Source organism: Streptomyces coelicoflavus (assembly GCF_003112555.1).
GTDB lineage: Bacteria > Actinomycetota > Actinomycetes > Streptomycetales > Streptomycetaceae > Streptomyces > Streptomyces coelicoflavus.
On record NZ_BEWB01000004.1, the window covers coordinates 639389 to 665444 of the forward strand.

Genomic DNA, 26056 nt, shown 5'->3' on the forward strand with positions numbered 1-26056 from the left:
TAGAAAACAAATTTCGCTATACGGAAGTTGCTACGGAAGAAGCTCACCGCGGGGCGCGACGGGAGTGTGAATCCGACAGCCGGAGCAGGAGTACTCGATGGCTCGTATGACCGCTGCCCGAGCGGCAGTTGAGATTCTCAAGCGCGAGGGCGTCACCGACGCGTTCGGTGTGCCGGGCGCGGCGATCAACCCCTTCTACGCGGCGCTCAAGGCGTCCGGCGGTGTCCAGCACACCCTCGCCCGCCACGTCGAGGGTGCCTCGCACATGGCGGAGGGCTACACCCGCACCCACCCCGGCAACATCGGCGTCTGCATCGGCACCTCGGGCCCGGCCGGCACCGACATGATCACCGGCCTGTACTCGGCGATCGGCGACTCGATCCCGATCCTGTGCATCACCGGCCAGGCGCCGACCGCGGTGATCCACAAGGAGGACTTCCAGGCCGTCGACATCGCCTCGATCGCCAAGCCGGTGACGAAGATGGCGGTCACCGTCCTGGAGGCCGCGCAGGTCCCCGGGGTCTTCCAGCAGGCGTTCCACCTGATGCGCTCCGGCCGTCCCGGCCCGGTCCTGATCGACCTGCCGATCGACGTCCAGACGACCGAGATCGAGTTCGACCCGGAGACCTACGAGCCGCTCCCCGTCTACCGGCCCGTCGCCACCCGCGCCCAGATCGAGAAGGCGATCGGCCTGCTCAACGCCGCCGAGCGCCCGCTGCTCGTGGCCGGCGGCGGGGTCATCAACGCCGACGCCGCCGACCTGCTGGTGGAGTTCGCCGAGCTGACCGGCACCCCGGTCGTGCCGACCCTGATGGGCTGGGGCATCCTGCCCGACGACCACGACCTGAACGCCGGCATGGTCGGCCTCCAGACCTCGCACCGCTACGGCAACGCGACCTTCCTGGAGTCCGACTTCGTCCTCGGCATCGGCAACCGCTGGGCCAACCGCCACACCGGCAAGCTGGACGTCTACACGGCCGGCCGGAAGTTCGTCCACGTCGACGTCGAGCCGACCCAGATCGGCAAGATCTTCGCCCCGGACTACGGCATCGCCTCCGACGCCAAGGCCGCCCTGGAGCTGTTCGTCGAGGTCGCGCGCGAGCTGAAGGCGGCCGGGAAGCTGCCCGACCGCTCCGCCTGGGCCGCCTCCGCGCAGGAGCGCAAGGCCACCCTCCAGCGCCGCACGCACTTCGACGACATCCCGATCAAGCCGCAGCGCGTCTACGAGGAGATGAACAAGGCCTTCGGCCCGGAGACCCGGTACGTCTCCACCATCGGCCTCTCCCAGATCGCCGGCGCCCAGATGCTGCACGTCTACCGCCCGCGGCACTGGATCAACTGCGGCCAGGCGGGACCGCTCGGCTGGACCGTCCCGGCCGCCCTCGGCGTCGCCAAGGCCGACCCGGACGCTCAGGTCGTGGCGCTCTCCGGCGACTACGACTTCCAGTTCATGCTGGAGGAGCTGGCCGTCGGCGCGCAGCACAAGATCCCGTACGTGCACGTCCTGGTCAACAACTCCTACCTGGGCCTGATCCGCCAGGCGCAGCGGGCGTTCGACATCGACTTCCAGGTCAACCTGGAGTTCGAGAACATCAACTCGCCCGAGCTGGGCGTCTACGGCGTCGACCACGTCAAGGTCGCCGAGGGCCTGGGCTGCAAGGCGATCCGGGTGACGGACCCCGCCGAGCTGGGCGCGGCCCTGGAGCAGGCCAAGAAGCTGGCCGCCGAGCACCGGGTGCCGGTCGTCGTCGAGGCGATCCTGGAGCGCGTCACCAACATCTCCATGTCGGGCACGAACGACATCTCCAACGTGGTGGAGTTCGAGGAGGTGGCCACGGAGCCGGGGCACGCGCCGACCGCGGTCAGGACGCTGAAGGTCTGACGGACCCGGCGCCGAGTGCCGAGAACGGCCCGTCCCTCTCCTCGGGGGGACGGGCCGTTCTCACGTGTGTGCGGTCCCTGTACGGACGCGGCCCCTGTGCGCGCGGGACCCCTGGGTCCACGCTCAGTCCGAGCCGCCACCGCCCCCGGAGCCGCAGCCGCCCGCATGGTCCCCGTGGTGGCCGGTGCCGCCCCAGTCGCCCGAGATCGAGTCCTCGTACTCGTCGCGCCACCTCAGGAACCTGCCCCGGCCCAGCGAGAAGCGCACCGAGCCGGCCGCGGCGCCCGGGGCCGTCAGCCCGGTCCGCAACGCGAAGCGCGGCAGCAGCAGGCGCAGGGCGGCATCGCCGTGCAGGGCGACCGCGAGCAGCGTGTCCTCGTCCGTCAGCCCGTGCCTGACCGCAGGCAGCGGGTGCCGCTCCCGCCAGAACTCCACGCGCCGACGGGCACCGCGGGTCGGCCTGAGCCAGGGATGGCCGAGCAACCCGTCCTCGGCGAGCGGGATGCGCGTCAGGGCCACGGCGAGGCGCACGTCCGGGTGGCGGACCAGCTCACGAGCGGTGAGCGGCTCGTGCAGACAGTCCAGGACCGTCCCCTCGAACGGCCCGAGGCCCTCCGGCTCGGGTCCCGCCGCGCACAGCGTCCTGCGCGGTCCGGTCTCGACGGCCCCCAGCAGGTGCAGGGCGACCAAGGCCACCGTGACGGCCGCCGGCGGCCCGCCGCCCAGCAGCGCGATCTGGTGCGGCTCCCACCCGATCTCCGTGACACCGTCCACGACCCCACCCCCGTGCGCCTCGTGTCGTGCCGGAGTTGTGCCCGCTGCGGGGAACTCCTACGCGCGTTCAGCCACCGGGGTGCTCGTGCAGTCCCGGCCAGTCCTCCGGGCCGCCGCCCTGCCACTCGACCAGGTCGCTGTCCTCGACGTCGGTGACGTAGAGGTCGGCCAGCCGCAGCAGTTCGGCGACGTCGTCGACGTGCGAGGCGACGCCCAGGGGCTCGTCCCCGGAGGTGACGCGCCGGGAGCCGTCCAGGGCGGGGGAGTGGACGACGATGTGCGGGTGCTCGGGTGGGTGTGCCGTAGCCATGCCTCCAGGCTGCTGCGCGGGCGGGCGATCCGCACGCCGGAGCACGTAGGAGCACCTCGGCAAACGCCGAGAAGCGCCGGATGCGGGACCGTCCGCATCCGGCGCTTCTCGGCCGGTGAGGGTTCTCGGTGAGGGTTCTGGCCGAAGGTTTCTTCACGTGGAACCCGTCCGGCGGCGCGAGGCTGGGCGCGACAGGTCGTTCGCGTCGCCGGACGGAGTGTGTGGCGCCTCTGGAGCACGAGAGGCGGGTGGCTGGGACCGCGGCGGTGCGACGGGCCGGAACCGCTCCTCCCCTCAGGTCGTAGGAGAAGCGTCCGTGCCCTTCACCACCGCACTGGCTCGCTGGCCGCCGCGGTCCTCGCCCTGCCCGCGCCGGCACTTGGCGGTCACCCCTCATCCGGGCCGCCTGCGCGGGCCGCGCACACGGCCCCGGCCTCCCCGCCGGGTTCCGTGCGCGAGCCGGTGGGTCAGTCCTCGCGCAGGGCGCGGACCGCCTCCTCCACGCGCTTGCCGTACTCGGGGTCGGCCGCGTGGAAGTGCGCGAGGTTCTTCTCCACGACGTCGTTGCGCGAGACCTGGGACAGGCCGCCGGCGATGTTCGCCACTAGGCGCTGCTTCTCGTCCTCGCTCATCAGCCGGTACAGCGCACCGGCCTGCACGAAGTGGTCGTCCTTGGTGTGCAGCGGCGCCTCGTGCGTGCCGGTGTGGCCGGACACGGGGAGCGGGGCGGCCAGCGGGGTGCCGGTCTCGGCCGGGCCGTCGTAGGAGTTCGGCTCGTAGTTCTTGGCGTACCGGCCCTGCGGGTTGGCCGCCATCAGGCCGTCGCGGCCGTAGTTGGCGGCGCCGCCGGGCACGGCCTTCGGGGCGTTCACCGCGAGCTGGGTGTGGTTGACGCCCAGGCGGTAGCGGTGCGCGTCCGCGTAGGCGAACAGGCGGCCCTGGAGCATCTTGTCGGGGGAGGGACCGATGCCCGGGACGAAGTTGTTCGGGGAGAACGCGGCCTGCTCGACCTCCGCGAAGACGTTGTCCGGGTTGCGGTCGAGCACCAGCCGGCCGACCCGCTTGAGCGGGTAGTCGGCGTGCGGCCACACCTTGGTCACGTCGAACGGGTTGAAGCGGTAGTTCGCCGCCTCGGCCACCGGCATCAGCTGCACGTGCAGCGTCCAGGACGGGTACACGCCCCGCTCGATCGCCTGCACCAGGTCCGTCTGGTGCGAGGTCGGGTCCTCGCCCGCGAGCTTCGCGGCCTCGTCGGCGGTCAGGCAGCGGATGCCCTGGTCCGTCTTGAAGTGGTACTTGACGAAGAAGGACTCGCCCTTGGCGTTCGTCCACTGGTAGGTGTGCGAGCCGAAGCCGTCCATGTGCCGGTACGACGCCGGAATGCCGCGGTCGCCCATCAGCCAGGTGATCTGGTGCGTGGCCTCGGGGGAGTGGGCCCAGAAGTCGAAGACGTTGTCCGGCTCCTGACGGCCCGTGAACGGGTCGCGCTTCTGCGAGTGGATGAAGTCCGGGAACTTGATCGGGTCCTTGATGAAGAACACCGGGGTGTTGTTGCCGACGAGGTCGTAGTTGCCCTCCTCGGTGTAGAACTTCAGCGCGAAGCCGCGCGGGTCGCGGACCGCGTCCGCGCCGCCGAGCGAGTCGGCCACCGTGGAGAAGCGCAGGAAGACCTCGGTGCGCCTGCCGACCGTGCTCAGGAAGTCGGCGTGCGTGAAGCCGGTGACGTCGTCGGTCACCTCGAAGTGGCCGTACGCGCCGGAGCCGCGGGCGTGCACCACGCGCTCCGGGATGCGCTCGCGGTTGAAGCGGGCGAGCTTCTCGATGAGGTGCTGGTCCTGGATCAGGAGGGGGCCGCCGATGCCGGCGGAAGCGGAGTTCTGGTTGTCGGCGACCGGGGCGCCGGACTCGGTGGTGAGCACGCGCTGCGACATCGTGGACCTTCCGTGGCCTTGCAGACGAGGGATCAGCGGAAACATGCGGGGTGACCTGGAGTGGAAAGGTGTTTCCGCTTCGTGGAGCCTAGATTTGGGGCGGAGGCACGTCAACAGTTTGTTGAAGTGGGTTCCGGGCGGCGCCGCCGCTCGGGCGCGACAGGACAGGTGTCAGCGGCGGCGCCACCCGGAGGTCATGAGGTGCTGCGTACGGCGGTCAGACCTGGGCGCCGGACAGGCGCTCCACGGCCCGCAGCAGGGCCGAGTGGTCCAGGCCGCCGTCGCCCTGGGCGCGCAGCGACGCGACCAGCTGGGCCACCACGGCGCCGACCGGCAGCGCGGCGCCGACGTTGCGGGCGGCGTCGGTGACGATGCCCATGTCCTTGTGGTGCAGGTCGATGCGGAAGCCCGGCTTGAAGTCGCGGCCGAGGAAGTTGTCCTTCTTGCGCGTCAGCACCGTCGAGCCGGCCAGGCCGCCGTTGAGGACGTCCAGGGCGGCCTTCAGGTCCACGCCGGACTTCTCCAGGAAGACCACGGCCTCGGCGCACGCCTGGATGTTCACGGCGACGATCAGCTGGTTGGCCGCCTTCACGGTCTGGCCCGAGCCGTGCGGACCGCACAGCACGATGGTCTTGCCGAGCGCCTCCAGGAGCGGCTTGGCCTCGTCGAAGTCGGCCTGCTCGCCGCCGACCATGATGGACAGCACGGCCTCGATCGCACCGGCCTCGCCGCCGGAGACGGGGGCGTCCAGGACGCGGACGCCCTTGTCCTTGGCGGCCTTCGCGAGGTCCACCGAGGTCTGCGGGGTGATCGAGGACATGTCGACGAGGAGCGCGCCGGACTTCGCGTTCTCCAGGATGCCGTCGGGGCCGTAGGCGATGGCCTCGACCTGCGGCGACGCGGGCACCATGGTGACGATCACGTCGGCGTCGCGCACGGCGTCGGCGATCGAGCCGGCCGCGGTGCCGCCGGCGGCGGACAGGCGGTCCAGCTTCTCCTGCTCCAGGGTGAAGCCGGTGACCTGGTAACCCGCCTTGATCAGGTTCTCGGACATGGGCGAGCCCATGATGCCGAGACCGACCCAGGCGACCTTGGGGAGCGTGCTCATGATGGGTACCTCTCTGGAAAATCTGTGAAGAGTTCTGCGGGGGGCGCTCAGCGGGCCGCGCGGGCCCCGGCCGGCAGCCAGGAGAAGGACTGGGCGCTGGGGTCGTCGCCCGGCTTGTACTCCAGACCGACCCAGCCGTCGTACCCGGCCTTCGCCAGCCGGTCGAGCAGGTCCTCCAGGGGGAGGGAGCCCGTGCCGGGGGCGCCGCGGCCCGGGTTGTCGGCGATCTGGACGTGGCCGGTCTTCGCGGCGTACGCGTCGATCACCTGCGCCAGGTCCTCGCCGTTCATGGACAGGTGGTAGAGGTCCATGAGGAACTTGGCGTTGCCGAGCCCGGTGGCCTCGTTGACCTTGTCCACGACCTCGATCGCGGCCGGCGCCGACACCAGCGGGTACAGCGGCGACTCCGGCTTGTTGAGCGCCTCGACCAGCAGGATCGCGCCGATCCGGTCGGCCGCGCGGGCGGCGAGGACCAGGTTCTCCAGCGCGAGCCGGTCCTGCTCGGCCGGGTCCACGCCCTCGACGCGGTTGCCGTACAGGGCGTTGAGCGCCGTGCAGCCCAGCGACTTGGCGAAGTCGGCGGCCACGTCGATGTTGGCGCGGAATCGGTCCGACTCCTCGCCGGGGATCGACAGCGCGCCGCGGTCGGGTCCGGGCAGCTGCCCGGCGTAGAAGTTCAGACCGGTGAGCTGGACGCCGGCGTCCTCGATGGCCGCCTTGAGCGCGTCGAGCTCGGACTGCTCGGGGGTGGGCGAGTCGATCCAGGGCCACCACAGCTCGACCGCGGTGAAGCCGGCCGCGGCGGCGGCCGCGGGACGCTCCAGGAGCGGGAGTTCCGTGAAGAGGATCGACAGGTTGACGTTGAAGCGCTGGTCTGCGAATCCCATCGGGTGCCGCGCTCCCTTCCGCTCGAGGGTGTGTTTCCGTATTACGGAAGTTCGTTTCTGCTTGATGGAAGGTTGCCCGGGGAGTGCGGCTGTTGTCAAGAGGGGGCGGCGCAAAGCGGTCACCCCGCGTTAGGTTGACCGCGTGCGATTGAGAGTGGAGTTCACGACCGAACCCTTCGACCTGGACGAGGCGCCCGCCCACGCGGTGGTGGCCCGGGAGGTCGTCGAGGCCGCCGAGCTGGACGCGGTCGACGTCGGCCCCTTCGGCAACACCGCCGAAGGCGGCGCCGACCAGGTGCTCACCGCCGTGGACGCGCTGCTGCGCCGCTCCCTGGAGGCGGGCGCCACCCGCATCTCGCTCCAGGTCAACGTGGTCGGAGAGGGTGCCGAAGCGGAGGGCGAGCGGTGACCGGCCCGGCCGAGGAGCCGTTCATCGCGGCCGTCAAGCCCCTGGTCGACGCCATGGGCGGCGAGATGCTGCCGCCGGACGAGGCCGGCCGGGAGGACGTCGTGCTCTCCTGGGAGGGTGCCGACGTCGTCGCCGTGCGCCTGCCCCAGCTCGCCGACTCCCTCGACCACATCCTGGCCGCCATGGAGCGCCGGCAGGGCAGGCCGCTGGCCGACCTGGACCGCAGGGCCAAGCAGGAGGTCGTACGGGCCCTGGAGGCGCGTGGTGCCTTCGCCGTACGCCACGGCGTGGAGACCGTCGCGGGCGCCCTCGGCGTCAGCCGTTTCACGGTGTACAACTACCTCAACCGCGAGAAGAGCACCTGACCTGCACGGTTCCCGCGCGCCCGAAGCCGTCGTCCGGTAACCGGACGGCGGCTTTTCTGACCCCGAATTTTCAACAAAGTGTTGACGGCTTGTTTCCGAGGGCGTTAGCTATCGGCACGCCCGCCCAGCACAAGGCCACGGAGGCTCCCGTGACGTCCACTTCCGCGACGGGCCTGGCCCGCTTCAACACCCTCGAGGAGTCCTCGGCACGCGCCGAGCTCCTCGAGGCGTGCGCCGCCACGGCGTGGGCCCGGCACCTGCTCACCGCCCGCCCCTTCGCCACCCCCGAGGACCTGTACGCCGCCAGCGACGCCGCCATGGCCGGGCTGACCGCCGAGGACCTCGCGGAGGCGATGGCCGGGCACCCGCCGATCGGCCGGCCCAAGCCGGGCGACCCGACCTCGTCCCGCGAACAGGCGGGCATGGCCGGCGCCGCCGAGGAACTCAAGGCGGAGATGCTCGAACTGAACCTGGCCTACCAGGAGAAGTTCGGCCACGTCTTCCTGATCTGCGCCACCGGCAGGACCGGCGAGCAGATGCGGGACGCGGTCAAGGAGCGGATCGGCAACTCGCCCGAGCAGGAGCGCGAGATCGTCCGCACCGAACTGGGGAAGATCAACCGCATCCGCCTGACCCGACTCGTCGAACAGGACGCCCGACCATGAGCACCAGCACCACCGCCTCCGTGTCCACGCACATCCTGGACACCAGCGTCGGCCGCCCCGCCGGGGACGTCGCCGTCCGCCTCGCCGCCCGTGCGGGCCGCGAAGCGGACTGGCAGGCGCTCGGCGGCTCCGCGACCGACGCCGACGGCCGGTGCAAGGACCTCCCGGCCCTGCCGGAGGGCACCACCCACGTACGGCTCGACTTCGACACCGAGACGTACTTCGCCAAGAAACAAGCCGCGGCCCAGCAGGACGCCCCCGCGCTCCGGGACAGCGAGAACGGCCGGCCCGTGTTCTTCCCCGAGGTCACCATCACCTTCGCGGTGGTGCCCGGCGAGCACTACCACGTTCCGCTGCTGCTCAACCCGTTCGGCTACTCCGTTTACCGAGGGAGCTGACCGAATCATGACCCGTTTCGTCCTGGGACAGAACCAGTACGGCAAGGCAGAGAACCGCGTCGTCAAGATCACGCGTGACGGCGACACGCACCACATCAAGGACCTGAACGTCTCCGTCGCCCTGTCCGGCGACATGGAGGAGGTCCACCGCAGCGGTTCCAACGCCAACGTCCTGCCGACCGACACCACCAAGAACACGGTGTTCGCCTTCGCCAAGGAGCACGGGATCGAGAGCGCCGAGGACCTCGGCGTCGCGCTCGCCCGCCACTTCGTGGACAACAACGAGCCGATCCACCGGGCCCGCATCCGCGTCGAGGAGTACGGCTGGGAGCGGATCGAGACCTCCAAGGGCGGCGCCCGCTTCGTCGGCGCGGAGGAGATCGCGCACTCCTTCGTCCGCACCGGCCAGGAGACCCGCGTCGCGCAGATCACCTACGACGGCCACGGCATCCAGGTGCTCTCCGGGTTCAAGGACCTGACCGTCCTGAACTCGACCAACTCCGAGTTCTTCGGCTTCCTCAAGGACAAGTACACGACCCTCCAGGAGGACCACGACCGCATTCTCGCCACCACCGTCTCCACCTGGTGGCGGCACAACTGGGACGGCATCGACTCGCACGCCCCCGACTGGGACCGCTCCTACAGCGGGGTGCGCAAGCACGCGCTCCAGGCGTTCGCCGAGACCTACTCGTACTCGCTCCAGCAGACCCTCTTCGAGATGGGTGTGCGGGTGCTCAACTCCCGCGACGAGGTCGACGAGATCCGCTTCTCGATGCCCAACAAGCACCACTTCCGCTCGGACCTGTCGCCCTTCGGGATCGACAACGACGCCAAGGACGGCGCGGTGTACTACGCCGCCGACCGCCCGTACGGCCTGATCGAGGCCACCATCCTGCGCGACGGCGCCGAGCAACTCATCCCGGTCGACATGACCAACCTCTGACGCGGGACGCGCGCCACCCGCCCCGCCCCCCGGGGCGGGTGGCGCGCCACACCGGAGGAAACACCATGGCACAGCCTGCAACGGAGCCGGCGAAAGGCTCACGTCCCACCCCGCCACCGGTGCACACCGAGGACGCCGTCACGTCCGTGCACCCGGTCGACGAGAAGCTCCACCCCTCGCGGCTCGTCCCCGCAGCGCTCCAGCACATCGCCGCCATGTACGCGGGCGTCGTCACTCCTCCGCTCATCATCGGCCAGGCCTGCGGACTCGACCTCGAGGGCCGCACCCGGCTGATCGCGGCCTCGCTGCTCATCGCGGGCGTCGCCACCCTGCTCCAGACCCTCGGCGTCAAGGGCTTCGTCGGCAACCGCCTGCCGTTCGTCAACGCCGCCTCCTCGGCCGGTATCGCGCCCATCCTCGCCATCGTCGAGACCAACACCGAGGGCAGCCAACTCCCCGCCGTCTACGGCGCGGTGATGGTCGCCGGTGTCTTCTGCCTCGCCGTCGGCCCCTTCTTCGGCCGACTGCTCCGCTTCTTCCCACCGCTGGTCACGGGCGTGGTCATCACCCTCATCGGCGTCACGCTGATGCCGGTCCCGGTCGGCTGGGCCCAGGGCGGCGACAAGACCGCCGCCGACTTCGGCTCGATGCGCAACCTCGCGCTCGCCGCCTTCACCCTCGCGGTGATCCTGGTCATCCAGCGCTTCGGCAAGGGCTTCGTCAAACAAGTGGCCCTGCTGTTCGGCCTGTTGATCGGCACCCTGGCCGCCATCCCCTTCGGCATGGCCGACTTCGGCGCCCTGGACTCCGCGCCGGTCGCCGCCCTGCCGACCCCCTTCGCCTTCGGCGCCCCCGAGTTCCAGCCCGCCGCCATCCTGCCGCTGTGCATCGTCATGCTGGTCCTGATGACGGAGTCGTCCGCGGGCATGCTCGCCCTCGGTGAGATCTGCGACCGCCGCGCCGACGCCAAGGTCATCACCCGCGGCCTGCGCACCGACGGCCTCGCCACCCTGGTCGGCCCCGTCTTCGGCGGCTTCCCCACCTCCGCCTTCGCGCAGAACGTCGGCGTCGTCTCCCTCACCCGGGTGCGCAGCCGCTACGTCGTCGCCGTCGCCGGCGCCACCCTGCTCGTCCTCGGCGCCTTCCCGGTCCTCGGCGCGGTCGTCTCACTGGTCCCGATGCCGGTCCTGGGCGGCGCGGGCATCGTGCTCTTCGGCTCGATCGCGGTCAGCGGCATCCGTACGCTGTCCGAGGCCGGACTCGACGACAGCTCCAACATCATCCTGGTCGCCGTGGCGCTCGGCGCGGGCATCATCCCGCTCGCCGCGCCGACCTTCTACGCCGAGTTCCCCGCCTGGGCACAGACCGTGCTCGGCTCCGGCATCAGCGCGGGGGCGATCGTCGCGGTCGCCCTCAACCTGTTCTTCCACCACCTCGGCACCCGGAGCCGTCACCCGGCCCCGGCACTCAAATCCTCCTAGGGTCCTGCCGTGCCCTCCCCGTGGGTACTCGACTCCCCGTCCACGGGCCGCACCGAGAGAGAAGGAAGCAGCATGGCAGCATCAGCGGCAGCCGATCGCTTCGCCGCCCCCGCGGCAGCCGATCGCATCGTCATCGAGAACTGCGCCATCGCGACCGTCGACGCGGACGACACCGAGTACGCCTCGGGCCACGTCGTGCTCGCCGGCCACCGGATCGAGGCGGTCGGCGCGGGGCGGGCACCCGAGGACCTGGACAACGTCGTACGCCGGATCGACGCGACCGGACACCTGGTCACCCCCGGCCTGGTCAACACCCACCACCACTTCTACCAGTGGCTCACCCGGGGCCTGGCCACCGACCACAACCTGTTCGACTGGCTGGTCGCCCTGTACCCGACCTGGGCGCGCCTCGACGAGCCGATGGCCCACGCGGCGGCCCAGGGCTCGCTCGCGATGATGGCCCGCGGCGGCGTCACCACCGCCGCCGACCACCACTACATCCACCCGCGCGGCGCCGGCGACCTGTCCGGCGCGATCGTCCGCGCAGCCCGCGACATGGGTGTGCGCTTCACCCTCGCCCGCGGCTCCATGGACCGCGGCGAGTCCGACGGCGGGCTGCCGCCGGACTTCGCGGTGGAGAGCCTGGACGACGCGCTCGCCGCCACCGAGGCCACCGTCCGCGAGCACCACGACCCCTCCTTCGACGCGATGACCCAGGTCGCCGTCGCCCCCTGCTCACCCTTCTCCGTCTCCACCGAACTGATGCGCCAGGGCGCCGAGCTGGCCCGCCGGCTCGGGGTGCGGCTGCACACCCACGGCTCGGAGACCGTGGAGGAGGAGAAGTTCTGCCACGAGCTGTTCGGCATGGGTCCCACCGACTACTTCGAGTCCACCGGCTGGCTCGGCGAGGACGTGTGGATGGCGCACTGCGTCCACATGAACGACTCCGACATCGCCGCCTTCGCCCGCACCGGCACCGGCGTCGCCCACTGCCCCTCCTCCAACGCCCGCCTGGCCGCCGGCATCGCCCGGGTCCCCGACCTGCTCGCCGCCGGCGTCCCGGTCGGCCTCGGCGTCGACGGCACCGCCTCCAACGAGTCCGGCGAACTCCACACCGAACTGCGCAACGCCCTGCTGATCAACCGCCTCGGCGCCCACCGCGAGGCCGCGCTGAACGCCCGCAGGGCGCTGCGCCTGGGCACCCACGGCGGCGCCCGGGTCCTCGGGCGGGCCGCCGAGACCGGCTCCCTGGAGGCGGGCAAGCTCGCCGACCTGGTGCTGTGGCGGATGGACACCCTCGCCCACTCCTCGATCACCGACCCGGTGACCGCCCTGGTCCTCGGCGCCCCCGCACCGGTCACGGCGTCGTTCGTGAACGGCCGGCAGATCGTCGAGGACGGCAGGCTGCTCACGGTCGACGAGGACGCCGTAGCCCGCTCCACCCGGGACGAGGCACGGCGCCTGGCGCGGATCGCCGCGCAGGACTGAGCCGAACACCGCACAACAGAACACCACTTGATCTCCGGCCGGGAGGGACGGCTCCCGGCCGGTAACCGTGGACCCGAGCGGGGTCCACGGTGGCCTACTCCGGGGTGTGCGCCCCTGCGCGCACGCCCCGGAGCGGTCGCCCGTTCCCCCGAACGGTCCGTCCCGGTCCCGCACGACCAGCACCCGCACCACCTCCCTGACACCCACGTCAGAGCCGACGTGTAACCGACCGGAGGAACGCCGCCGTGGCCGACCACCCTGTTGACGAGAAACTCCCGCCACTGAAGATGGCGACGACCGGCCTGCAACACGTGGCCGCCATGTACGCCGGGGTCGTCGCCCCGCCCCTGATCGTCGGCGCGGCCATCGGCCTGAGCGCCACCGAGCTGACCTTCCTCACCGGCGCCTGCCTGTTCACCGCGGGCCTGGCGACCTTCCTCCAGACCCTGGGCATCTGGAAGATCGGAGCCCGGCTGCCCTTCGTCAACGGTGTCACCTTCGCCGGTGTCGCCCCCATGACCGCGGTCGTCGCCTCCACCGACGACAAGTCCGACGCCCTGCCGATCATCTTCGGCGCGGTCATCGTCGCCGGACTCCTCGGTTTCCTCGCGGCCCCCTTCTTCAGCAAGGCGATCCGCTTCTTCCCGCCGGTCGTCACCGGCACCGTCATCACCCTGATCGGCATATCCCTGCTCCCGGTGGCCTTCGGCTGGGCGCAGGGTCCCGCTCCGGCGGCGGACGACTACGGCTCGGCGACCAACCTGGGCCTGGCCGCCCTCACCCTCGTCATCGTCCTGGTCCTGCGCCGCTTCACCCGCGGCTTCGTCAAGCAGATCGCCGTGCTGCTCGGTCTGGTCGCGGGCACGCTCATCGCGATCCCGTTCGGCGTCACGGACTTCGGCCCGGTCGCGGACGCGGACATCGTCGGCTTCCCCACCCCCTTCCACTTCGGCGCCCCGCAGTTCCAGATCGCCGCGATCCTGTCCATGTGCGTGGTGATGGTCGTCTCGATGACCGAGTCCACGGCCGACATGCTCGCCCTCGGAGAGATCGTGGAGCGCCCGGCCGACGAGAAGACCATTGCGGCCGGCCTGCGTGCCGACACGCTGGGCTCCGCCCTCAGCCCGTTCTTCAACGGCTTCATGTGCAGCGCCTTCGCCCAGAACATCGGCCTGGTCGCCATGACGAAGATCCGCAGCCGCTACGTCGTCGCGGTCGGCGGCGGCTTCCTGGTCCTGATGGGCCTGTGCCCGATGGCGGCGTCGCTGATCGCCGTCGTCCCGCGTCCGGTCCTGGGCGGCGCCGGCGTGGTCCTCTTCGGCTCCGTCGCCGCCAGTGGCATCCAGACCCTGGTCCGGGCGAGCCTGGACAAGGACAACAACGTCCTGATCGTGGCGGTCTCCCTGGCGGTCGGCATCATCCCGATCGCCGCGCCGGAGTTCTACCACTCGTTCCCGGAGAACGCGCGGATCATCCTCGACTCGGGCATCTCCACCGGCTGTGTGGCCGCCGTCCTGCTCAACCTGGTCTTCAACCACATCGGCGGCCGGGAGCGCGAGGCGGAGGACGTCACCCACCCGATGGAGGCGGGCGACGAGATCACCGAGGCGTCCCGGGCGGCGGCGATGCCGTGACGCCGGGAGCTGCGCGGCGGGGCCGGGGCTACAGCCCGAACAGCTCCGGCTCCGCCGCCAGTTCCTTGAAGCGCTGCCGCGGATCGGGCACCAGCCTGCGCTCGGTCAGGTCCATCAGCCCGCCGACGGCGTCGATCTCGGCGGCGACGGTGCCGTCGGCCTTGGTGACGACCTGACGGATCCGGAAGGTCTTGCCCCCGCCCCACTCGAACACGCAGCTCACCGCGACCTCGTCACCGGCGAGCAGCTCCCGCCGGAACCGGATGGTCGTCTCCAGGGCCACCGGTCCGACCCCGCTCGCGACCAGCCCGGCCTGGCTGATCCCGGCCGCCCGGAGCAGCGACCAGCGGGCGTGCTCCGCGTAGTTCAGGTACACGGACTGGTTCAGATGGCCCTGGGTGTCGGTCTCGTACCCGCGGACGGTCACCGGGACGGAAAACGGCTCGCTCACCGCTGCTGCCTCTCTTCGCACCTGTAGGGACGGACCGATCCTGACATGCGGGCGTCACACCTTCCGCGGGGAGGCCAGCAGGTAACGGGCCCGCGTGCGCGGCTCGGTGTGCTCCCCGACGTGCCAGCCGGCCCGCTCCAGCGTCTCCGCGCAGCCCCGCAGCGCGGCGCCGTCCGGCTCGTACACGGCGACGGCCTCCGGCTGCGGCGTCGCCCGCACCCGGTACCCGTCCCCGCCGTCCGGGCCCGCGGGGCGGTGCCCGGCCGCCTCAAGGGCGAGCGCGGCGGCCCGCACCAGGTGCGACCGCTCCCAGGCGCACGGCCGGTCGGTGCTCCCGTCGGGGTGCGTCATCCGGCGCAGCTCCAGCAGCCCCTGCCAGGCGCCGCGCACCTCCCGCAGCCGCGCGGTCCCCGTGCCGCCGGGCGCGGTGTCCTCCCCGCCGACCCGCGCGGCGAACACACCCGCGGCGTCCGGTGGGGCGGGCGTCCCGTGCGCCGCCGTCACTCCGTCCGGCTCGCTGCCCGCCTCCCGTGTCCGGTGCCCGGCCGGGGTCAGGAAGTGGTCGTGCGGGGGCCGCGGATGCCGGAAGGCGAGCCCGCGCTTCACCAGCGCCGCGAGCTGGGCCGGCGTCCCCCGCAACCGCCCGGTGGCGGGATCGGCGGCGTCGATGATCCGCCGCTGCGCGGCGGTGGGAGACAGGGCCACGGCGCGTCCCCCTTCTCTCTTCGGCTCACCGGTGACGCCTTCGAAGACTACGACGGAGGTCTGACATTCCAGGCGGCGATCACCGGCCGCCCGTGCTCCGTGCCCAGCCGGCACAGCGTGCCCGTGCCCAACTGGAACAGCGACCCGTGGGACGCGGGAAGGCCCAGGTGCCGGGCGGTCAGCACCCGCAGGAAGTGCCCGTGCGCCACCAGCACCACGCACCCCTCGGTGTTGGCGAAGGCCGCCTCCACCGTGGCCAGCACCCGGTCGGCCCGCTCGCCCACCTGCTCGGGCGTCTCCCCGGGGTGGTCCGGCGGTCCGGGCGCGACCCCGTCCGTGAACAGGAACCAGTCCGGCCGGCTCCGGTGGATCTCGACGGTCGTGATCCCCTCGTAGCCGCCGTAGTCCCACTCGTGCAGGTCCGGCTCGATGCGCATCTCGTGCAGCCCGATCAGCTCGGCCGTCTCCCGGGCCCGCTGGAAGGGGCTGACGAAGGCGGCCCCGATCCGGTGCGACCGGATCAACGGCACCAGGCTCCGCGCCTGCTCCCGCCCCTTCTCGGTCAGCGGGACGTCCGTCAGCCCGGTGTGCCGCCCGGAGCGCGACCACTCGGTCTCACCGTGCCGGACCAGAAAAAGATCACCCATGCCACCAGGCTACGGCGAGTCCGTCGGCCCGGCCGTTTCCGGTGGCGTCTGCCGCCTACTGCCGGTACCCGCTCAGGAACCGCCCGATGCGGCCGATCGCAGCCTCCAGGTCGTCCGCGTGGGGGAGGGTCAGAATGCGGAAGTGGTCGGGGGAGGGCCAGTTGAAGCCCGTCCCCTGCACCACCTGGATCTTCTCCCTGAGCAGCAGGTCCAGGACGAAGCGCTCGTCGTCGTGGATCCTGTGGACGGCCGGGTCGATGCGCGGGAAGGCGTACAGGGCGCCCTTGGGCTTGACGCAGGTGACGCCGGGGATCTCGTTCAGTTTCTCCCAGACCACGTCCCGCTGTTCGCGCAGCCGCCCGCCGGGGGCGGTCAGCTCGTGGATGGACTGGCGGCCGCCGAGCGCGGCCTGGATGGCGTACTGGGCGGGCGCGTTGGCGCACAGGCGCATGGAGGCCAGCATGGTCAGGCCCTCCAGGTAGTCCTTCGCGTGCTGCTTCGGCCCCGTCACCACCAGCCAGCCGGAGCGGAAGCCCGCCACCCGGTAGGTCTTGGACAGGCCGCAGAAGGTCAGCACCACCAGGTCGGGGGCGAGGGCGGCGGCCGAGTGGTGCACGGCGTCGTCGTACAGGATCTGGTCGTAGATCTCGTCGGCGAGGACCATCAGGCCGTGCCGGCGGGCGAGGTCGAGGATGCCCTCGACGATCTCCTTGGGGTAGACGGCGCCGGTGGGGTTGTTGGGGTTGATGATGACGACCGCCTTGGTGCGGTCGGTGATCTTCGACTCCATGTCGGCCAGGTCCGGGTACCAGTCGGCCTGCTCGTCGCAGAGGTAGTGCACCGCCTTGCCGCCCGCGAGGGTGGTCACCGCCGTCCAGAGGGGGAAGTCGGGGGCGGGGATCAGGACCTCGTCGCCGTCCTCGAGCAGGGCCTGTACGGCCATGGAGATCAGCTCGGAGACGCCGTTGCCCAGGTAGACGTCGTCCACGTCGACCTCCAGGCCGAGCGCCTGGTAGCGCTGGGCGACGGCCCGGCGGGCGGAGAGGATGCCGCGCGAGTCCGTGTAGCCGTGCGCCTGCGGCAGCATCCGGATCATGTCCTGGACGATCTCCTCCGGCGCCTCGAAGCCGAAGAGGGCCGGGTTGCCGGTGTTCAGGCGCAGGACGCTGTGGCCCGCCTCCTCCAGCGCGTTGGCCTGCTCGATGACCGGGCCGCGGATCTCGTAGCAGACCTCGCTGAGCTTGTTCGACTGCCGGAACTCCATGCGCGGCTTCCCCTCCGGAATCTGGTGTTGCTTGGTTTTACCAAGTAGCAGCTTGGAAAGTCCAACAACTTGTCTACACTGCGTCGCATGTCACCACGTCCTCGCCGTAGCTACGACCAGTACTGTTCCGCCGCCCGCGCCCTCGACGCCGTCGGCGACCGCTGGACCCTGCTGATCGTCCGGGAGCTCCTCGCCGGTCCGCGGCGCTACACCGACCTGCACGCCGACCTCCCCGGCGTCAGCACGGACGTACTCGCCTCGCGGCTCAAGGACATGGAGCGCGACGGGCTGACGACCAGGCGCCGGCTGCCCCCGCCCGGCGCGGCGTACGTCTACGAACTCACCGCGCGGGGGCGGGACCTGCTGCCCGTCCTCGAGGCCCTCGGCGCGTGGGGCGCCGGGGAGCTGGGGGAGCGGCGGCCCACGGACGCCGTACGGGCGCACTGGTTCGCGCTGCCGCTGCTGCGGGCCCTGCGGGCGGCCGGGGCGGCGGAGGGACTGGTCGAAGTGCGGCTGGAGGAGGGCGACTTCCACCTGTACGCCGACGGCCCTGCCGACGGTGCGGGCGGTCCCGTGTACGGCGACGGGCCCGCGCCCGGGGAACCCGACGCCCGGCTCGTGCTGGACGCGGTGACGTGCGCGGCCCTCGGACGCGGCGAGACCGGTCTGCGGGACGCGGTGCGCGACGGCCGCGTCGAGGTCACCGGCGACGGCCCGGCGGCCAAGGCGCTGCGGGAGGGCTGAAAGGCGCTGCGGGAGGATTGAAAGGCGCTGCGGGAGGGTGAAACGGCAGAAGGCCCGCCGCGGGCGGGCCTTCTGAGGAGAGGTCGGGGAGGTCGGAGAGGTCAGGCGCCCGGCGGCACCCGGGACGGCCGACCCGAACCGCGGGTCAGCGCGTAACCGCCGATGCCCGCGAGCGCGGCCAGTACGGCCCCGATCCCGCTCCACACCCAGCGGTCCGACCACCAGCCCGACGACCAGCCGTCCTCCGGCTCGATGGCGGACAGGACGGCGCTCTTGCCGTCCTCGTCGTCCTCGCCGGTGCCGGACGTCACCGCGATGCCCGGCACCAGCGGCTCGGCCAGCGAACCGTCCACCGCCGCGGCGCCGCCGACGTCCTTCGACTCCACCCGGACCTCGGCGGAGACCGGCACGCCGAGGTCGGAGGCCGGCACGTTCACCGCCGTCAGCCGGAGGTAGTACGTGCCCGGCAGCGGGTCGTTGGCCCACGGCTCGGACCAGGCGCGCACGGTGCGCAGGACGCAGGCCAGCTCCAGGGAGGAGGTGCCCGCGTCCGCGGTGCGGGTCTGGGCGCCCCACTGGCAGGCCTGGCGGCGGCGCAGCCCGTCGTACACGTCGATCCGCCAGGTCTGGGCGGCGTGCGTCTCGGGCAGCTTCACCGTGGCCTTCACGGTGGGACGCTGTTCCGCGTCGGCGGGGAACGACCAGTACAGGTAGTCGCCGGCGGCGCCGTCGGCCGTGGCGACCTGCCCCTGCTCGAACTCGGCCGCCGTACGGAAGGACGTGCCCGCCGTGGTCGGCGCGTCACCGCCCTCGGACGGACTCGCGGAGGGCGAGGAGTCGGCCGCCGCGGGTGCCGCGGCGAGGCCGAGCAGCACGAAGGCCGCGGTCAACGCTCGGGTGAATCGCATCAGTTGGTCCTCCAGACCGCGAACCGCCAGCGCGAGAGCCAGCCCCACAGCAGACCGGCGACGAAGCCGACCAGCACCAGCAGGCCGAGCAGCCACCAGCCGCGCCCGAGGCCGAAGGCGGCCACGTCGTCGGAGTCGCCCGGACCGTCCACGACGTCGACGGTCAGCTCCAGCGGCAGACCCGGCGTGGTCTTCACGCCGGAGGCGACGGAGAAGGAGTTGGTGACCTGGAGGCACACGGCCTCGGCCGGGGCGTCCTCCTCGTCGCTCTCCGCCTTCGGGTAGCGCAGTCCCGTCGAGAGCACGTCGGTACGGCCGTTGCCCGCCGCCTCGCCGCGCACGATCTCCCGGCCGTGCACGGTCACCGCGCGCAGCAGCACGCCGTAGGACGGGTTCACGGCCCGGTCGGCGCCCACGCTCACGGAGGCGCGCAGCTCCTGGCCCGGCTCCACGTCCACGCGGTACCAGCGCTGCTGCCCGAACTCCTCGCGGTCGGTGTACAGCCCCGACTTGAGCGTCGGCGCCTTCGCGCACGCGTCCGCCCCCTCGGTGGCCACCGGCGTCACCACCGGGTCGGCCGCGCGGTCCACCAACTGGTTGACCTTGTCGGTCAGTTCGTCGGTGTGCTCGACCGAGGTGTACGTGCCGCCGGTCGCCTCGGCGATGCAGCTGAGCTGCTTGCGCAGCTTCGTGTTGGGGACCAGGCCCAGCGTGTCGATCGTGACCCCGATGCCCTTGGCGGAGATCTCGCGGGCCACCTCGCACGGGTCGAGCGGGGCGCAGGTGTCCTCGCCGTCGCTGATCAGCACGATGCGCTTGGAGCCGTTGCCGCCCTCGAGGTCGTCGGCCGCCTTCAGCAGCGCGGGGCCGATCGGCGTCCAGCCGGTGGGCGAGAGGGTCGCCACCGCCGTCTTCGCCTCGGTGCGGTCCAGCGGGCCCACCGGGTAGAGCTGCGCGGTGTCCTTGCAGCCGGTCTTCCGGTCGTCGCCCGGGTAGTCGGCACCCAGCGTGCGGATGCCCAGTTGCACCTCTTCCGGCGTCGCGTCGAGCACCTCGTTGAACGCCTGCTTCGCCGCGGCCATGCGCGTACCGCCGTCGATGTCCCGCGTCCGCATCGAACCGCTGACGTCGAGCACGAGGTCGACCTTCGGCGCGTCCTCACCCGTGGGTTCACCGGCGACCGCCCCGGCCGGGAACGCCATCCCCGCCGCCAGCGCGGCGAGCAGGGCACAGGCACCCGCCGCCAGCCGTGTTCTTGTGATCATCGGCGGATCCTATTGATCAGGGGTGCCGCGTTCCAAAACGAGACCGCGCCGATGCCGCGACTTCACCCGCCCCGACGGCGCGACTTCACGCGCCCCGACGCGGTGACTTCACGCGCCCCGCAGGGGATTGGGCAGCTCCGCCCACAGATCGCCCGACCCCGCCGGTGAAGTCCGCATCAGCGTCAGCGCCTTCACCGGCAGCGGCTCCTCGCGCAGGGCCACGAGGTCATCGGTGCGCGGCAGTTCGGGCATCACCGCCTCCAGGGCCTTCCGCAGCGCCGGTCCCGAGCCGGCCGTGGCGGCCAGCGCGCCGCCCACCAACGAGCCGAACAACTTGCGGCGCAGCGCCGCGGGTTCGTCCGTGAGCACCCGGGCGGGGAGGCCGGACACGGCGATGCCGTGCCGGGCCAGCCGGGACGGGGAGACACGGATGTCGGCCAGGTCGCGGTAGACCAGGCGCAGCGGCTCGCCCGTGGGCGACAGCACGACGAGGAGGTTCTGACCGTGTGCCTCCAGAGCCACGCCCAGCTCCAGCGCACGCAGCCCGACGACGAGGGTGAGCCGGACGAAGGACGCCAACCACGCGGGCGAGTACGGCAGTTCCGTGGTCGCGAGAGCGGCCACCGGGACGACGTGCTCGCCCGGTGCGGCGTACACCCGCGGCGACTCGCGCAGTACGGCGGCCAGGTCGGGGGAGTGGGCGGTGGCCGCGCCCAGCGTGCGGGTCACGTGGAGCAGGCCGTCCATGCGCGCCGCCAGCTCCTCCCCGAACGACGACAGGTCCGCCGAAGCGGCGATCGAGGCGACCGAGATGTCCCGCACCGAGGACGTCAGCCGGGCACTCAGCGCGGTCTTGACGTGCACCGATCCCGGCACGGCGAGGGTCCGCAGGGACATCAGCGGATGCGCGGCGGGCCCCGGCGCGAAGGGCGTCCTGAGCACATGCGCGGCCTGCCACGGATGCACCGGGACCAGCAACCGCGCCCCGTCCCGCAGCTCCGTGGGCCACACCCCCGTCACCAGGCACTCCGCCGCCGGGACCGGTACCAGGCCCAGCCCCACCACCGGCCCGTGCTCGGGCCCGTACGCGAGCTGCTCCGCCACCGAGAAGCCCGGCCGCGCGCGGCAGCCGGGGTGGTACGGATGACCGTCGACGACCCGCCGCTCCCAGCTCCAGTCGCTGTCCGGCCACGCGTCGTCCGGCCACGCGTTGTCCGGCCACTCGTCCGGGTGATTCTCCCGCGCCCCCGCTGCCCCCGCCGCCACCGTCCTGGGCTGAGCCGCCCGCGACAGCGCCAACGACGCCACGCTGTGACCGAGTTCGGCGGCGAACTCCGCCGAGTGCGGTACGGCGAGGTCGGTCATCAGCCGCTCCGGGTCGTCGTACGCGGCCTCGCCCAGGCGTACGACCGCGACGTACGCGTCCGTGCGGTACGGGTCGGCGGCCGGACCGGTCAGCCGGCGGCCGTCCCGGAGGCGCAGGACGAGCCTCTCCCCGGACCGCCCCCGCCCCTCGATCCACGGCAGCGGTTCGAAGGCGAGGGCACGCCACAGCCGGGTCAGCACGGCCGCGCGGGCGCCGGGCAGCTCGGCGGTGAGGCCCGGGAGCAGACCGGGCCGCACGGCCGCCACTTCGCGGGCGACCCCGGCCTCGGCGGTGGAAGAACGATGCACGGGCGGGCTCCTCGGGGTACGAGTCGGGTACGAGTCGGATACGACTGGGAGGACACGGCACGACACGGCACAGGTACGACGCCAGACATACTGATCGTCTCCGCCTCTCCGCCATGGACAGACCGTAGGGAACGAGTGGAACGCGTGGATTTCCTCCCCCCGCACATCGGCGCCGACGCCGCCCCGCAGAGCGCGGCCGAACGCGCCGACGCCTACGCGGCGGTGCCGCTGCTCAACTGCCTGCTGCGCGAGGTGGCCGAACCCCTGCCGGACCCGGGCCCCCGCCCGGTCTACCGGCTGCCCGGCGGCAGACTGCTGCGGGTCCGCCCCGGCCGCCGCCCCGCCGGGCCCGAGGTCGGCACGGCGGCGGGCGGCTGGCACCCGGTCGGCCACACCGAACTGGTGAAGCTCGTCGCCGAGGAACTGCGCCGCCACACCGGCCTGCCCAACCACGAACTGCCCATCGAGATGACCGACAGCCGGGACGCCGTCGCCGCGCTGCTGGCGGTCCGCGCCCGCGCCACCCCGCCCGCGGACCCGTACCTGCGCTCCGAACAGGCCCTCGTCACCGGCCACACCCACCACCCCGCCCCCAAGGCCCGCGGCGGCGGCCCGCAGGCGGGCTGGCTGCCGTACGCGCCCGAGGCCTACGCCCGTTTCCCGCTGACGCTGCTCGCCGTGCGCGAGGACACGGTCGTCGACGAGGGCGACACCGCGGCCCTGGACGCCCTGGCCGGCGCCCCGCCCGGCTACCGGGTGCTCCCGGCCCACCCCTGGCAGCTCGACCTGGCCGCGGGCACCCTCGCCCCGGCCTTCGCCGACGGCCGGCTCCTGCGCCTCGGCACGACCGGCTTCTTCGTGTGGCCCACCGCCGCGATCCGCACGCTGTACGCTCCCGACCCCGACCTCTTCCTCAAGTTCAGCCTCGACGTGCGGATCACCAACGACATCCGGCGCCTGTGGCGGCACGACCTGCTGAGGCTGCGCCGCACCGACACCGCCGTCACCGAGGCCTTCGACGCCATCGGCCCCCCGGCGGTCTGGCTTGCCGACCGCGGCTACCGCACCGCGGACTTCGCCTTCGAGGAACTGGCCGTCGTCGTCCGGGACGGACTGCGGGGCCGCGTCCTGCCGGGCGCCACCCCGCTGCTCGCCGCCGCCCTCGTGGAGGGCTTCGAGGGCAGCCCCCTTCAGGACACCACCTCTCCCGGTGCCTGGTGGGAGGCGTACCTCGCCGCCGTCGTGCCGCCCGTCCTGACCGCCTTCGACGACGACGGCGTGGTCCTCGAGGCGCACCTCCAGAACACCCTGGTCGCCGTCGACGCCGCCGGAATGCCGGTACAGGCCCTCTTCCGGGACGCGGAGGGCGTCAAACTGCTGCCGGACACGCCCCGGGCGGCCGGCTGGGAGCGCCTGGTCTACTGTCTGGTCGTCAACCACCTGTACGAGATCGCCGCCGCGCTCACCGAACACCACCCCGGCCTCGACCCCTGGCCCGCCGTCCGCCGCGCCCTGGCCCGCCACGACCTCCCCGAGATCCCGGCCCTGCTCGCCGCCCCCACCCTCCCCGCCAAGACCAACCTCCTGCTCCGCTGGACCGGCGCGGACGGTGCCGACGCCCGCTACCGGCCGCTGCCCAACCCGCTGTGCGAGGCATGAGCGGCCCGGCCCCGGTCAGCACCTCCCGGGGCCGGACCGGCGTCACACCGCGGTGAAGCCGCCGTCGGCGGTGTACGCGTCCGGCAGCGCGGTGATGTCGGGCGCAGGCCGACGGCGACGACGCGGGCGCCGCGGGCGTGGAGCAGCGCCACGGCCGCTCTGCCCACGCCGCGCGCGGCCCCGCCCTGGCCGACGCCCTCTACGCCCCGTTCGACCCGGCGGACAACCTGGCCCGTATGACGTTCCTCGACCCCGTGGGCCGCAGCTTCAAGACCCAGGACGCCAAGCACCTCCTCCACCCGGACGTCGGCCCCCTGACCCTGACCTACCAGGCGTTCGAGAGGAAGCGGGTCCAGGCCGCCGGGGACACGGCGAGCTGGTCTCCCTGCCGCACCTTGGAGTCACGGACGTGGACCGTGCCGGGGCAGGAGGCCACCTCGACGCAGTCGCCGTCGCCGCTGCTGCTGTAGCTGGACTTGTGCCAGGACAGGGCCACCTCGACGCAGTCGCCGTCGCCGCCGCTGCTGTACGAGCTTTTGAACCAGACCAGTTCCATAGTGCTCATGAGGCTCCTCGCATCTGCTGCAACAGGCTCAGGGAGTCGTCGAGGGAGAGAGCCTGTGACCGCATCCTGGCATACCTCATCTGGAGGACGCTGATCTCCTTCCGCTCGGGGACGAACATCCCCCCGCGCTGACCCTCGTTGTACGCGAACCAGCGTGCGTCGGGCGTCTCCAGGAGCTGCATCGGGCCATCCAAACCGGCGTGGGCGTTGCGCACCAAGGGCATCACCTGCACCTCGACGTTCCGCAACTCGGCCAGTCCCAACACGTGGTCGATCAGCTCCCGTGTGACCTCCGCACCGCCCATGCGCCGCAGAAACAAGTGCTCCTCCAGAATGAAGCTGAACGCCGTGTTCGGCCGCTCCCTCAACAGGCGCTGTCGTTCCGCCCGTGCCACCCACTGCGCCTCGATCTGATCGTCACCGAGTGGCGGCAGTTGGTTCGTGAAGAGCGTGCGCGCGTACGCCTCGGTCTGCAACAGGCCCGGAACGAGGCGGCATTCGTACGTGTACAGACTCACCGCCTCCGCCTCGAACCGCGCCCACTGCCGGAACCAGCTCGCCAGCCCCGGTTGCCGCGACAGGTGCCGTGCCGCACCCCGCAGCGCGCCGAAGGCGTCGAGGGTCTGCTCCGCGCGCTCCACGAAGTCGACCGGTGGGAACCTCCGCCCCTGCTCGATGGACGCCACCGTCGGCACCGAGTACCGCACCTGCGGCGCGAACTCCTCCTGGGTCAGCCCCGCCCGTTTGCGGAACGCCTTGACGACCTCGCCGAACGCCTTGAGGCTGTCCGAGGCCTCCGGCTCACCCGCCCCGCCCGTACCGTCCGTCATCCGGGACACCTCCCACCCGTCACGCCCACTCAACGGGCCCATGCTCACGGACGGTTACTCCTACTGTCCACCGTCCGCACCCGTACGCTCACCCTGCGTACCGGTCGCCGATCTGGTGGGGAGGCGTCGTCGCAGGTGGGATGGGCGGCATGAGACCAGCCCCCGCTCCCCGACTTCCCGTCACCGCGCGTATGTTCGTGCAACGGTCGGACCGGTGGGGCGTGTTCGACCGCGTACCCGTAGGCAAAACGGTGCGCGCGGAGCTGGATCTGGTGCCTCGTGGCGAAACATCACTCGCGGGCGATGACTTCGCGCGGGGATGAGAGTCTCCTCCACGATCACCACCCTCGCACGCCGACGACAGGAGACCCTCCCGCATGACTGATCCGGAGCTGACCGCGGAACGCGGCCACGGGAGTGGCATCTGGGCGTCGATCCGTACGGAGCGGGCGGCGCTGGCCGCCGATCTCGCGGAGCTGACCGAGGCGCAGTGGGCGACGCCGTCGCTGTGCGCCGGTCTGACGGTGCGCGAGGTGCTGGCGCATCTCACGGCGGGTGCGAGCCTCAACACCGTCCGCTGGCTGGCCGGGGTGATCCGCTGCCGGTTCGACTTCGACAAGCAGGTGGCCGTGAGGCTGGCGGAGCAGCTCGGCGCGGATCCGGCCGAGACCCTCGCGCGGTTCCGGCACATCGTCCCGAGCACGACCAAGCCGCCGCTGCCCGCCATCGCCATGCTGGGCGAGACGCTCGTCCACGGAGAGGACATACGGCGTCCGCTGGGCATCCGTCACGCCTACCCGATCGACGTCGTCACACGGGTGGCCGAGTACTACCAGGGCTCGGACATGGTGGTGGTCGCCAAGAAGCGCGTCGCGGGGTTGCGACTCGCCGCGGACGACGGCACGTTCACGACCGGCTCCGGGCCCGTGGTGTCCGGCCCCACCCTGGCGCTGGTGATGGCCATGACCGGACGGGCGACGTACTGCGACGAACTGGATGGCGACGGGGTGGAACTCCTCCGCGGTCGCTGCCGGCACGACGACGAGCACGGCTCCCGCGGATGAACGGC

At 72.0% G+C, this 26056-nt stretch carries 26 protein-coding genes and 2 pseudogenes; 14 read left to right on the forward strand and 14 right to left on the reverse strand.

The window, feature by feature from the left end:
* The first annotated feature begins 97 nt into the window (after positions 1 to 97).
* Positions 98 to 1882: a glyoxylate carboligase gene (gene gcl / locus Sco07f_RS11155; RefSeq protein ID WP_087789059.1), complete on the forward strand. Its 1785-nt coding sequence runs from the start codon at positions 98 to 100 to the stop codon at positions 1880 to 1882.
* A 123-nt stretch (positions 1883 to 2005) separates the two neighbouring features.
* Here the strand turns inward: gcl and Sco07f_RS11160 are convergent, their stop codons facing one another.
* The 5 genes from Sco07f_RS11160 to Sco07f_RS11180 all read right to left on the reverse strand — a co-directional run bounded on the left by Sco07f_RS11160 (position 2006) and on the right by Sco07f_RS11180 (position 6892).
* Positions 2006 to 2656, reverse strand: a complete 651-nt coding sequence (locus tag Sco07f_RS11160; protein ID WP_108987736.1) for a TIGR04222 domain-containing membrane protein — start codon at positions 2654 to 2656, stop codon at positions 2006 to 2008.
* A 67-nt stretch (positions 2657 to 2723) separates the two neighbouring features.
* Positions 2724 to 2966 (reverse strand): hypothetical protein, encoded by a 243-nt coding sequence (locus Sco07f_RS11165; protein ID WP_108987737.1) that lies wholly within the window; start codon positions 2964 to 2966, stop codon positions 2724 to 2726.
* Between the two features lie 467 nt (positions 2967 to 3433).
* Entirely contained in the window at positions 3434 to 4897 is a 1464-nt protein-coding gene (locus Sco07f_RS11170; protein WP_007445514.1) for a catalase, read from the reverse strand.
* Between the two features lie 217 nt (positions 4898 to 5114).
* Positions 5115 to 6005, reverse strand: a complete 891-nt coding sequence (locus Sco07f_RS11175) for a 2-hydroxy-3-oxopropionate reductase (protein ID WP_054099688.1) — start codon at positions 6003 to 6005, stop codon at positions 5115 to 5117.
* A 47-nt stretch (positions 6006 to 6052) separates the two neighbouring features.
* Complete coding sequence (locus Sco07f_RS11180) at positions 6053 to 6892, reverse strand: TIM barrel protein (RefSeq protein WP_054099687.1); 840 nt, start codon at positions 6890 to 6892, stop codon at positions 6053 to 6055.
* Positions 6893 to 7034: 142 nt separating this feature from the next.
* Between Sco07f_RS11180 and Sco07f_RS11185 the strand changes: the two genes are divergently transcribed.
* The 8 genes from Sco07f_RS11185 (at position 7035) to Sco07f_RS11220 (ending at position 14275) form a co-directional block, all read left to right on the forward strand.
* On the forward strand, positions 7035 to 7301 hold the full coding sequence (locus Sco07f_RS11185) for a YkoF family thiamine-binding protein (RefSeq protein ID WP_007445522.1): 267 nt from the start codon (positions 7035 to 7037) through the stop codon (positions 7299 to 7301).
* Positions 7298 to 7666: a helix-turn-helix domain-containing protein gene (locus Sco07f_RS11190; RefSeq protein ID WP_007445524.1), complete on the forward strand. Its 369-nt coding sequence runs from the start codon at positions 7298 to 7300 to the stop codon at positions 7664 to 7666. The genes Sco07f_RS11185 and Sco07f_RS11190 overlap by 4 nt, the downstream gene beginning before the upstream one ends.
* A gap of 149 nt (positions 7667 to 7815) precedes the next feature.
* Positions 7816 to 8331: a 2-oxo-4-hydroxy-4-carboxy-5-ureidoimidazoline decarboxylase gene (gene uraD / locus Sco07f_RS11195; RefSeq protein ID WP_054099686.1), complete on the forward strand. Its 516-nt coding sequence runs from the start codon at positions 7816 to 7818 to the stop codon at positions 8329 to 8331.
* The gene (uraH, locus tag Sco07f_RS11200; RefSeq protein WP_003972717.1) at positions 8328 to 8729 is read left to right on the forward strand and encodes a hydroxyisourate hydrolase; all 402 of its coding nucleotides are present in this window, start codon (positions 8328 to 8330) and stop codon (positions 8727 to 8729) included. Before uraD ends, uraH begins: the two co-directional genes overlap by 4 nt.
* 7 nt (positions 8730 to 8736) lie before the next feature.
* Positions 8737 to 9672, forward strand: a complete 936-nt coding sequence (pucL, locus tag Sco07f_RS11205) for a factor-independent urate hydroxylase (protein WP_007445526.1) — start codon at positions 8737 to 8739, stop codon at positions 9670 to 9672.
* A gap of 65 nt (positions 9673 to 9737) precedes the next feature.
* Positions 9738 to 11153 carry a nucleobase:cation symporter-2 family protein gene (locus tag Sco07f_RS11210; RefSeq protein WP_108987739.1) on the forward strand — a complete coding sequence of 472 codons (1416 nt, stop codon included), beginning with the start codon at positions 9738 to 9740 and terminating at the stop codon, positions 11151 to 11153.
* A 72-nt stretch (positions 11154 to 11225) separates the two neighbouring features.
* The gene (locus Sco07f_RS11215) at positions 11226 to 12641 is read left to right on the forward strand and encodes an 8-oxoguanine deaminase (protein WP_007445528.1); all 1416 of its coding nucleotides are present in this window, start codon (positions 11226 to 11228) and stop codon (positions 12639 to 12641) included.
* Between the two features lie 245 nt (positions 12642 to 12886).
* Entirely contained in the window at positions 12887 to 14275 is a 1389-nt protein-coding gene (locus Sco07f_RS11220) for a nucleobase:cation symporter-2 family protein (protein ID WP_007445529.1), read from the forward strand.
* A gap of 28 nt (positions 14276 to 14303) precedes the next feature.
* Here Sco07f_RS11220 and Sco07f_RS11225 read toward each other — a convergent pair whose 3' ends face one another.
* Genes Sco07f_RS11225 through Sco07f_RS11240 form a run of 4 tightly spaced genes read right to left on the reverse strand, consistent with a single transcriptional unit; the run spans position 14304 to position 17342 of the window.
* Positions 14304 to 14726: an acyl-CoA thioesterase gene (locus tag Sco07f_RS11225; protein WP_007445517.1), complete on the reverse strand. Its 423-nt coding sequence runs from the start codon at positions 14724 to 14726 to the stop codon at positions 14304 to 14306.
* A 54-nt stretch (positions 14727 to 14780) separates the two neighbouring features.
* Complete coding sequence (locus tag Sco07f_RS11230; RefSeq protein WP_087789054.1) at positions 14781 to 15431, reverse strand: hypothetical protein; 651 nt, start codon at positions 15429 to 15431, stop codon at positions 14781 to 14783.
* Positions 15432 to 15478: 47 nt separating this feature from the next.
* Complete coding sequence (locus Sco07f_RS11235; RefSeq protein ID WP_007390029.1) at positions 15479 to 16078, reverse strand: histidine phosphatase family protein; 600 nt, start codon at positions 16076 to 16078, stop codon at positions 15479 to 15481.
* 55 nt (positions 16079 to 16133) lie between these two features.
* Positions 16134 to 17342 carry a pyridoxal phosphate-dependent aminotransferase gene (locus Sco07f_RS11240; RefSeq protein WP_007390030.1) on the reverse strand — a complete coding sequence of 403 codons (1209 nt, stop codon included), beginning with the start codon at positions 17340 to 17342 and terminating at the stop codon, positions 16134 to 16136.
* A gap of 87 nt (positions 17343 to 17429) precedes the next feature.
* Here Sco07f_RS11240 and Sco07f_RS11245 point away from each other — a divergent pair, with 87 nt between their 5' ends.
* Positions 17430 to 18086: a winged helix-turn-helix transcriptional regulator gene (locus Sco07f_RS11245; protein WP_108987740.1), complete on the forward strand. Its 657-nt coding sequence runs from the start codon at positions 17430 to 17432 to the stop codon at positions 18084 to 18086.
* 101 nt (positions 18087 to 18187) lie between these two features.
* Here the strand turns inward: Sco07f_RS11245 and Sco07f_RS11250 are convergent, their stop codons facing one another.
* The 3 genes from Sco07f_RS11250 to Sco07f_RS11260 all read right to left on the reverse strand — a co-directional run bounded on the left by Sco07f_RS11250 (position 18188) and on the right by Sco07f_RS11260 (position 21933).
* Positions 18188 to 18994 (reverse strand): hypothetical protein, encoded by an 807-nt coding sequence (locus Sco07f_RS11250; protein WP_108987741.1) that lies wholly within the window; start codon positions 18992 to 18994, stop codon positions 18188 to 18190.
* The gene (locus Sco07f_RS11255) at positions 18994 to 20259 is read right to left on the reverse strand and encodes a VWA domain-containing protein (RefSeq protein WP_042825510.1); all 1266 of its coding nucleotides are present in this window, start codon (positions 20257 to 20259) and stop codon (positions 18994 to 18996) included. Before Sco07f_RS11255 ends, Sco07f_RS11250 begins: the two co-directional genes overlap by 1 nt.
* 108 nt (positions 20260 to 20367) lie before the next feature.
* Positions 20368 to 21933, reverse strand: a complete 1566-nt coding sequence (locus tag Sco07f_RS11260) for an IucA/IucC family protein (protein WP_108987742.1) — start codon at positions 21931 to 21933, stop codon at positions 20368 to 20370.
* 135 nt (positions 21934 to 22068) lie between these two features.
* Between Sco07f_RS11260 and Sco07f_RS11265 the strand changes: the two genes are divergently transcribed.
* On the forward strand, positions 22069 to 23592 hold the full coding sequence (locus tag Sco07f_RS11265) for an IucA/IucC family protein (protein ID WP_087789049.1): 1524 nt from the start codon (positions 22069 to 22071) through the stop codon (positions 23590 to 23592).
* A gap of 182 nt (positions 23593 to 23774) precedes the next feature.
* A pseudogene (locus Sco07f_RS40555) lies at positions 23775 to 23933 on the forward strand (transcriptional regulator); the annotation flags it as partial.
* Here Sco07f_RS40555 and Sco07f_RS11280 read toward each other — a convergent pair.
* The gene (locus Sco07f_RS11280; RefSeq protein ID WP_087789048.1) at positions 23918 to 24157 is read right to left on the reverse strand and encodes a DUF397 domain-containing protein; all 240 of its coding nucleotides are present in this window, start codon (positions 24155 to 24157) and stop codon (positions 23918 to 23920) included. The pseudogene Sco07f_RS40555 and the gene Sco07f_RS11280 overlap by 16 nt on opposite strands.
* The gene (locus Sco07f_RS11285; RefSeq protein ID WP_218030732.1) at positions 24154 to 24987 is read right to left on the reverse strand and encodes a helix-turn-helix domain-containing protein; all 834 of its coding nucleotides are present in this window, start codon (positions 24985 to 24987) and stop codon (positions 24154 to 24156) included. Before Sco07f_RS11285 ends, Sco07f_RS11280 begins: the two co-directional genes overlap by 4 nt.
* Before the next feature lie 206 nt (positions 24988 to 25193).
* On the opposite strand from Sco07f_RS11285, the pseudogene Sco07f_RS40560 reads away from it, so the two are divergent.
* Positions 25194 to 25310 (forward strand): annotated as a pseudogene (locus Sco07f_RS40560) (ATP-binding protein); the annotation flags it as partial.
* Between the two features lie 54 nt (positions 25311 to 25364).
* Complete coding sequence (locus Sco07f_RS11290; RefSeq protein ID WP_108987745.1) at positions 25365 to 26051, forward strand: maleylpyruvate isomerase family mycothiol-dependent enzyme; 687 nt, start codon at positions 25365 to 25367, stop codon at positions 26049 to 26051.
* Positions 26052 to 26056 lie beyond the last annotated feature (5 nt).